The organism is Phycisphaerae bacterium, from assembly GCA_018003015.1.
Lineage (GTDB): Bacteria > Planctomycetota > Phycisphaerae > UBA1845 > PWPN01 > JAGNEZ01.
The window spans coordinates 65,246-73,345 of the sequence record JAGNEZ010000030.1; the positions used below are offsets into that span (position 1 = coordinate 65,246).

Consider the following 8,100-nt stretch of genomic DNA (forward strand, 5'->3'; position numbering starts at 1 on the left):
TGGTCGGGTGGGGATTCCCGATCGCTCTCATGGAGATTTGGCAATGAAGTGCAGGAACGTGATCGCCGGTTCGGCGAAGATGCTGACAGGCTTGGTGTGTCTCTCCCTCGCCCTGATGACGGCATCGCCCGCCCAGGGAGTCGAGTATCGTCGCCTCTCGGTCAAGGAGTACCGCGACAAGATGAAAGGTGGCTGGATCGGCCAGATCGCTGGGGTCTGCTGGGGCGCTCCCACCGAGTTCAAGTTCACCGACAAGATCATTCCTGAGGACGCCATGCCCAAGTGGACGCCGGACATGATCAACAACGCGTTCGGGCAGGACGATCTCTACGTCGAGATGACTTTCCTCCGCTCGATGGAGCAGTACGGCCTGGACGTCTCGATCCGGCAGGCGGGTATCGACTTCGCCAATTCGAAGTACCCGCTGTGGTGCGCGAACAACGCAGGCCGCAGCAACCTCCGTGACGGTACCGCTCCGCCCGATTCGAGCCATCCCAAGTTCAACCGGTGCCCGAACGACATCGATTATCAGATCGAAGCGGACTTCTCCGGCCTGATCGCACCGGGCATGCCCAACGCCGCGATCAAGCTCGGCGAGAAGTTCGGGCGGCTCATGAACTATGGTGACGGCGTGTACGGCGGGCAATTCATGGGCGGCATGTACGCGGAGGCGTTCTTCGAGTCCAATCCCGTCAAGTTGGTGGAGGCTGGTCTGAAGTGCATTCCCTCCAAGAGCCAGTACGCCGAGATGGTTCGCGATATGCTCCGCTGGTACGCGGAGAATCCCTCCGACTGGCAGAAGACTTGGCAACTGGCCCAGAAGAAATACCGCGAGGACCCGGCCTACCAGAAGGCATCGAACGGCGGGATCGACGTCAAGATCAATGGAGCGTACGTGCTCATGGGCTTGCTGTACGGCAAGCGAGATCTCGGTCAAACGATCATCATCTCTTGTCGGTGTGGGCAGGATTCGGACTGCAATCCGTCGAGTTCCGCGGGCGTTTTGTTTGCCACAGTCGGCTTCTCCAAGCTGCCGGATCGGTTCACCAAGGAACTCAGTGAGACCAAGGTCTTCAGTCACACCGCGTACAACTTCCCGGCTCTGTTGAATGTGTGTGAGAAGCTGGCTCGCCAGGTGCTTGTTGGGCAGGGCGGACGAATTGAGAAGGACGCTGCGGGCGAAGACGAGTTCGTGATCCCCGTGGCCGAGGTCAAACCGAGCCCGCTCGAGCTGAGCTGGGAACCCGGCCCCATCGCCGACAGCCGCTTCACCGAGGAGGAGATGGCGAAGATCACCGAGTTGGGACCGAAGCGGGAGTTCGAGAAGTACTTCCCCGGCTGGTCGGTTCGCGATTGCGGCAAGGAGATGGATCCTGGACTGAAGAACGAGCACGCCGGCCGCAAGCACGTGTACGTGACGCATCCGCTGAGCAGGGAGACGGGCTGTACGCTCAGCCGGACAGTCGATGTGCCTGCCGGGAAGCAGACGGCCTTACGCCTGGTGGTCGGCCATCATCCGGAAGGTGATTGGACCTTGATCGTCAAGGCGGATGGCAAGCCGCTACTGGAGAAATCGATCGGCAAGGGCATCTCCGAGAAAGGATGGGTTTCGCTGAGCGTCGATCTGTCCGACTTCGCGGGGAAGACGATCCAGCTGGAGTTGGTCAACCAACCGAGCGGCTGGTTCTGCGAGGCGGCCTACTGGGGCGAGGTCGCGGTGGAGTCCAAGTAGACCGGCTCCGCGGGCTTGAACCAGCCCCGCGTCGAGGGTTTGAGCGGCGCCGGTGATGTCGCGACCGGGTGATCGGGGGCCGGTCGCGTGCCGGTGGGACGACTTGCCGGTGCCAGGCTGCCTCGGAGAATCAGGGGCAGGTTCGACTTCCGGTCGAACCCGTCGCCTTCCGTACGCTCCAAGATCTCGCGGCCGCGGGTGGCGTTCTCGACGGCCGTGAACGTGCCGACCATGATGATCAGCGGTCCGCGCTGCAAGGGAGGCGACCAACCGCTGAAGACCCCGAACCGCTGGCTGCGAACGGTGACATGGAACCGGCCGCTCAGCAGGCCGTTCCTGGGCGCCTCGGTTACGGCGACACCGCCGAAGGATGCGAACCGCTGGTGCGCCGGTCCCCGGGTGTGCTTTGCCCGCACCGATCGAGCGTTCAATGTGTAGAGCTTCTCGGCGCCAGCGGGCAGCCCGTCGAGGATTATCGACATCTGCCACTCGCTTTCGAGGGCTTTGCCCAGGAGGGAGGCGACGTGGTGTCTCAGGGCGATGTTGAGTCTCCCATCCGGTTCAAGCCAGTAGTAGGCCTCGGTCACGGGTGTGCTGGCAATCGGGCGTTCGGCGGGACCGAAGTCCGAGCGCATGAAAGGGACCATGTGGACGGTGCCTTGGCCGGTGCATCCGATCGCTGAGAGTGCGGCCAGTAGGCAGCTGGTACGCAGGGCTGCGCCCGGGTTCAGCGTCCGTCTTGTGTTCAACATGCAGGTCATCAGTGGGGAATCGGGTACCGCTGGCAGATCTCGAGCACGCGCAAGCGGACCTTGGCGGTCGCTTCCTCGCTCCCACGGGCGGCCAGGACCTGGTGGATCAGCCCAGCCACTTCCTGGAGGTCCGACGGGCCAAGCCCACGGGTGGTGAGAGCCGGCGTGCCGATCCGTAGTCCCGACGTCTCCGTCGGCTTGCGTTCATCGAAGGGAATCATGTTTTTGTTGACGATAATCCCGGCCTGTTCGAGCCAGCCCTCGGCCTGCTTGCCGGTGATGTCCGCGTGCACCTGGCGCAAATCCACCAGCATCAGGTGGTTGTCCGTTCCTCCGGAGACCAGCCGGTAGCCGCATTTCTGCAATTCCCTGGCCAGGGCCCGGGCGTTGTCCAGGATGCGCTGCTGGTAGGCCTTGAACTCGGGCTTGAGGGCCTCGCCGAATGCGACCGCTTTGCCCGCGATCACGTGCATGAGCGGCCCGCCCTGGATGCCCGGGAAGATCCGCGAGTCGACCGCCTTGGCGTGCTGGGCTCGGCACATGAGCATGCCCGCCCGTGGGCCGCGCAGCGTCTTGTGGGTCGTCGTGGTGACGAAATCGGCGTGCGGGATCGGCGAGGGGTGCAGCCCTGTCGCCACCAATCCGGCAATGTGGGCGATATCGGCGGTCAGGTAAGCCCCAACCTCGCGAGCGATGGCGGCGAACGCGGCAAAGTCGATGGTTCGCGGATAGGCCGACGCGCCCGTAACGATCATCTTCGGCTTGTGCTCGAGAGCCAGCTTGCGGATGACGTCGAAATCGTTGACCTCGGTCGTACGGTCAACACCGTAGTGGACGATGTTGTACAGACGTCCGCTGAAGTTCGCCTTGAGGCCGTGAGTCAGGTGACCACCGTGGGCGAGGTCCAGCGACAGAATCGTGTCGCCCGGGTTCAAGACGGCCATATAGACCGCCATGTTCGCCTGGCTGCCGGAATGTGGCTGCACATTCACATGCTCGCACCCAAACAGCTTCTTGGCTCGTTCGATGGCCAAGTTCTCGATTTCGTCGACGTGCTTGCACCCGCCATAGTAACGCTTGGCCGGGTAACCTTCGGCGTACTTGTTGGTCAGCACCGAGCCGACCGCCTCAAGTACCGCTTTGGACACATGGTTCTCCGAGGCGATCATCTCCAGGCAGGTATCTTGACGGCGGCCTTCGGCGACGAGAATGGCATACGCCTCCGGATCCGTTCGCTTGATGTTCGGGTAATCTGACGCGTGGGTCACGTTCTGCACCTCTCGAGTCATTGGACGATTGTGTTGGGGTATCGCCTTTTCCGGGCGGGTCTCGCTCCCAACGGCCATCATGGTAGCCCGCTGGGCGCATAAATCAAACCCCCGGCTGCGTAGTCGGATTCGGTTGATTCCTCACGATCTGAAGCTCACCAGGCTGCTCCGCGGCCGCTGGTGACAGGGAGGAGCTTCATGGTCGGGAGGCTGCGTTGGCTCAGCACATGGCACTCGCGCAGCGTCTTTCCTGACGCGACGCAGAGTTGGCGATCATCCAGACATGGAAGAAACCTCGACGTCGAACCGTCAGAAGCGAGGTTCATCGTCGCCGCAGGATCAGGCAGCCCAGGCCCAGCAGGAGCAGTGTGGCCGGTTCGGGGATCGCCACCACATCGATCTCTTTCAGAATCGTCGCCACAACCGCGCCCGTGTCGGTGGGGGGTACGAACCAGTCTTGGGTGTTGTCCACTGCCCAGTAGGTGAACTTTAGGCCGTGCACCTGGGCGCCGCCGAACAGCGCCCCGCCGGTGTCGTCAGTCAGGGCCACGATGGAACCCTGCCACTGGCCACCGTTTTGGACGTAGTAGCCGCTCGTGGGGGCGGTCAGATTGGCCCCACCGAAGGCGGCGTTCCAGTTGCCGTGGACATCTTTCCACTGTACCTGGAGGTTCTGAAAGACGCGCCCGTTCTTGTCGTCGTTTCCGGCGAACGAGTAGATGCCGCTGATCGCGGTCGGTGTCCAGTTCAAGGCGGTATCTTCATACCGGACGGTGAGCGTTGGCTGGCCGTAGTCCGCCAGGACGCAGTCAAGGTTGGTGCCGAGGATACCATCGGTGAACTTGACCGGATCATTGGGAAGGGCGAAATGGAAACCGCCGGCGTCGATGACGCCCAGTTTGCCCTGAAGAGCATCCGTTGCCGAGATTGCCGGATTCAGGTCCCCGTAGGAGGCAAACATCGTGCCTGCCCAGACATCGGCCGCCACAGCCGGCGCTGCAACCGTTCCCACCATCGCCAAAACGACACACAGGTTTCTCATCTCATGTCCTCCTGGAATTGGGTGATCTACCGCAACACGGCCATTCTCTTGGGCCTGACGGCTCGACAAGTGCATGCCGTAAGCCCGCGACACGCAAGGTATAAGGTATGAGGCCGGGCCGACATATCGAGGGGTACTTCACTTCCCGCATGCTTCTCCCGCCTCTTGGGGTGGTATTCTCTGATCTTCGGGCTTTTCTGTCAAGAACGTGATAGCCGTGGGAGCACGTTGCGGCTTGCGGCAGGGGTGCGGTCTGGCTACAGTAAGGTGTGCCTGGAGCTGGATCTGGGAACCTGAGGAGGGTGGTCGGGTGCGCGCTGGCAAGAGGACTTCAGTCCCGAGGAAGGAGCATTCCATGTTTCGATTCCTGATCACGACGGTTGTGGTTGCAGTGGTGGGGCCGGCGACCTGGGGCGCGATCGTCTCAACCACGACGCACGGCGACGCCTATCTTGTCGGTCTGGAGGAATCCGTGGCGGCGGGGGATCTCCTCTCCGGCCGGATCGCCACTATTGAGGACGGCGACATGGGCTGGCATCCGGTCAACACTGACCCCACCGATCAGTTGCCGGCCTTCACCGACGACAAGGTCCTCATCAGGGCCGACGGTCATCCTTACTACGGCCTGCTCAACGATTTCCCCCAGAACGGGCAGCCCGTCAAAAGGGCGGTGTATGATCTCGGCGGCCCGATGAACATCGATGAGATCCGGATCTTCACGGGCAATCAGGACGCCAATGGTCGCATCTTCTGCACGGTTCAGCTCTTCGCGTCGAAGAACGGCACCGATTTCACGCCTATCGGCCCGAACCAGGGATATTACCAGTCAGATCCCTCCGGCTCCATCAACGTCCTAGGTAGCGGAGCGAACATCTCCGGCGATCCAAGTAAACCCTATGCGTCCACGCTCCTGCGCATCTACGACGATACCGGATCGTCGCTGGCGAAGCAGGCGACTCATCTGCGATTCTACCTCTACGGAGTGGACAACACTCAGGGTCAAATGCGCGACCCGTTCGACGGCATCAACACATTCACGGGCGTGGACGACACGCTTACGAGGCCCAATACGTCTCCGCTCGTCTGGGAGATCGATGCCTTGGGCTTTGCCGGAGAAACCTGCGGCAATGGCATTGACGATGACAACAACGGTTTGACCGATTGTGCCGATCTGGAGGCGTGCAGCGACGATCCGGCTTGCCGATGCACTCACCATCCGGTGTTCGACGTGGACGACGATGCGGATGTCGACCAGGCCGACTTCGGTGTCTTCCAGGCCTGCTATACCGGTGATGGTGACCTCGGAGGGCTGTTCGGTTCGCTCTCGCTCGACTGTCAGTGCATGGACCTGGCCGGCACCGGCGGCGCAACGGATAACGCCATCGGCTCCGCGGACTTGCAGGTGTTCATGCGCTGCTATACCGGACCGGCCATGTCCGCGTTGCTCGATCCAAACTGCGACCACGCACCCTTCTGAGGCAGCGGTTCATGTTCCGCCGCCGGTGATGCGACGCTATCCGAGGGGCCTCGGGATCGGTTACGTCTGTGATGCTGGCCGAGGGCTACTTCATCGGTGTCAGAGTCAGGGACCGGAGGTTCATTGCCTGCCAGCCTTCCTTCGCCGGTTTGACCGTCAGTGTCGAAATCCCGGCGGTTAATTCGAGGATCCCGACTTCGACGGTCTCGAACTTGGTGTAGCTTCCCGTCTTCGGCGACGTTCCTTGCACATGGGCATCGCCGACGGATACCTCAAACGTACCCGAAGCCAGCGCGGCAATGGTGGCCGTCACCTTGTACTTGCCGGACTCCTTCACGCGGAATTGCCAGTCCACGAAGTCCTCACCCTTCGTCCAGTAGCCGATGTTGTCGTGGCTTTCGCCAGGTTCGTAGCGGAGTTCTTGCCCGTGGAGGTTGGCCTCAACCGCCGGAAGGGTGATGGAGCCGTCCTGGCCGGGCATGATGGGAGCCGCCTCAACATCAGGTTGACCCTCGATTCGGCAGGTTACCACTGAGCAGATCGCATCGGGGGCGGCGGTCGGAACCTCGATCATGACGCCGGCCTCGGATGACTCGTGCTTGAGCTCCTTTTTCGGGTCCGCCAGCAGGGCGGCGGCCAGGACCTTGTTCTTCAAGCCCGGCACGACCAGTCGGCCATCCGACGGCCATTGGAACACATGCAGGTACAATGTCGTTTCGCTGGAGCCGACCTTCTTGGTGCATCGTCCCCACGGTAAACGCCGGAACGGGCTGGCCGAGGTCGAGTAGATCGATTCGCCGTTGGTTTTCATCCAGCGGCCGACTTCCTTGAGCCGCTCCACCGAGGCCTCCGGGAACAAGCCCTCGGACGTGGGTCCGATGTTGAGCAGGTAATTGCCGCCCTTGGAGGCGATGTCGACGAGGTTTCGGACCAGCGTCTCGGTGCTCTTCCAGTTGTTGTCGTAGCTCTTGAAACCCCAGGTGTCGTTCATGGTCATGCAGGTTTCCCAGTCGCGGCCGCCAGGGTAGCCGGTGGGGGGGATGAACTGCTCGGGGGTCTCCGTGTCACCGTGGTATCCGCCGCCGAGGCGGTTGTTGTGAATGATGCCCGGCCGCAGCTTCAGCAGGGGAATGAGCATCTCTGCTCGCTCCCTGTTCATGTCTACCGGGGTATCCCACCACAGGATGGAGAGGTCTCCGTAGTTCAACAGGATTTCCTTGACCTGGGGAACGGCCACGTTGCGGATGTAGTCATCCATGCTCCCGTCTTGGGCCTTGTCCCAGTGCCCGCCCGCGGCTGCCCCCCCGGGGTTGTTCCAGTCCTGGGCCTGCGAGTAGTAGAATCCAAGTCGGAGCCCGTGCTTGGCGCATGCCGCCGCCAGCGGCTTGAGCAAGTCCTTGCCGTACGGCGTGGCGTCCACCACATTCCACTTCGAGGCCCTGGTTTGGAACAGGGCGAAGCCGTCGTGGTGCTTGCTGGTGATGACGATGTACTTCATGCCGGCGTCCTTGGCCATCCGAACCCACTCATCGGCGTTGTACTTGACCGGGTTGAACTGCTTGGCGAAGCCCTGATATTCGGCGCAGGGGATCTTGGCCGAGTTCATGATCCACTCACCGATCCCGCCAATGCGTTTGTCGTGGTAGGTGCCGGCCGGGACAGAGTAGACACCCCAGTGAATGAACATGCCGAATCGGGCCTCACGCCACCACTTCATGCGCGCGTCGCGCTGTTCTCGCGTCTCGCGGGCATAGGGATCCACGGCGTCGTCGGCAGCTAGGGCAGTACCCGTCAAGCCGGACGCGAGAAGAACCGCTGCCATCAGTACT

At 62.0% G+C, this 8,100-nt stretch carries 6 protein-coding genes; 2 read left to right on the forward strand and 4 right to left on the reverse strand.

The features are described 5' to 3' along the window. Nucleotides 1-43 precede the first annotated feature (43 nt). A complete protein-coding gene (locus KA354_14265; GenBank protein MBP7935808.1) occupies nt 44-1,732 on the forward strand; it encodes an ADP-ribosylglycohydrolase family protein in 1,689 nt (562 codons plus the stop codon). On the opposite strand, the gene KA354_14270 is transcribed toward KA354_14265, so the two are convergent. From KA354_14270 to KA354_14280, 3 genes are all read right to left on the reverse strand, one after another. Beyond that, nucleotides 1,699-2,484: a hypothetical protein gene (locus tag KA354_14270; GenBank protein ID MBP7935809.1), complete on the reverse strand. Its 786-nt coding sequence runs from the start codon at nt 2,482-2,484 to the stop codon at nt 1,699-1,701. The genes KA354_14265 and KA354_14270 overlap by 34 nt on opposite strands. A gap of 8 nt (nt 2,485-2,492) precedes the next feature. Then, nucleotides 2,493-3,773: a serine hydroxymethyltransferase gene (locus KA354_14275; GenBank protein MBP7935810.1), complete on the reverse strand. Its 1,281-nt coding sequence runs from the start codon at nt 3,771-3,773 to the stop codon at nt 2,493-2,495. A gap of 301 nt (nt 3,774-4,074) precedes the next feature. After that, nucleotides 4,075-4,794: a PEP-CTERM sorting domain-containing protein gene (locus tag KA354_14280; protein MBP7935811.1), complete on the reverse strand. Its 720-nt coding sequence runs from the start codon at nt 4,792-4,794 to the stop codon at nt 4,075-4,077. Between the two features lie 355 nt (nt 4,795-5,149). Between KA354_14280 and KA354_14285 the strand changes: the two genes are divergently transcribed. Then, nucleotides 5,150-6,271 carry a hypothetical protein gene (locus tag KA354_14285; GenBank protein ID MBP7935812.1) on the forward strand — a complete coding sequence of 374 codons (1,122 nt, stop codon included), beginning with the start codon at nt 5,150-5,152 and terminating at the stop codon, nt 6,269-6,271. Nucleotides 6,272-6,356: 85 nt separating this feature from the next. Here the strand turns inward: KA354_14285 and KA354_14290 are convergent, their stop codons facing one another. After that, nucleotides 6,357-8,093, reverse strand: coding sequence for an alpha-L-fucosidase (locus KA354_14290; GenBank protein ID MBP7935813.1), 1,737 nt, complete (start codon nt 8,091-8,093; stop codon nt 6,357-6,359). Nucleotides 8,094-8,100 lie beyond the last annotated feature (7 nt).

What these genes read in the sequence shown, in the direction of transcription:
- KA354_14285 (MBP7935812.1), top strand. Translation starts at nt 5,150, where the DNA reads ATGTTTCGATTCCTGATCACGACGGTTGTGGTTGCAGTGGTGGGGCCG.
- KA354_14280 (MBP7935811.1), bottom strand. Translation starts at nt 4,794, where the DNA reads ATGAGAAACCTGTGTGTCGTTTTGGCGATGGTGGGAACGGTTGCAGCG.
- KA354_14270 (MBP7935809.1), bottom strand. Translation starts at nt 2,484, where the DNA reads ATGTTGAACACAAGACGGACGCTGAACCCGGGCGCAGCCCTGCGTACC.
- KA354_14290 (MBP7935813.1), bottom strand. Translation starts at nt 8,093, where the DNA reads ATGGCAGCGGTTCTTCTCGCGTCCGGCTTGACGGGTACTGCCCTAGCT.
- KA354_14265 (MBP7935808.1), top strand. Translation starts at nt 44, where the DNA reads ATGAAGTGCAGGAACGTGATCGCCGGTTCGGCGAAGATGCTGACAGGC.
- KA354_14275 (MBP7935810.1), bottom strand. Translation starts at nt 3,773, where the DNA reads ATGACTCGAGAGGTGCAGAACGTGACCCACGCGTCAGATTACCCGAAC.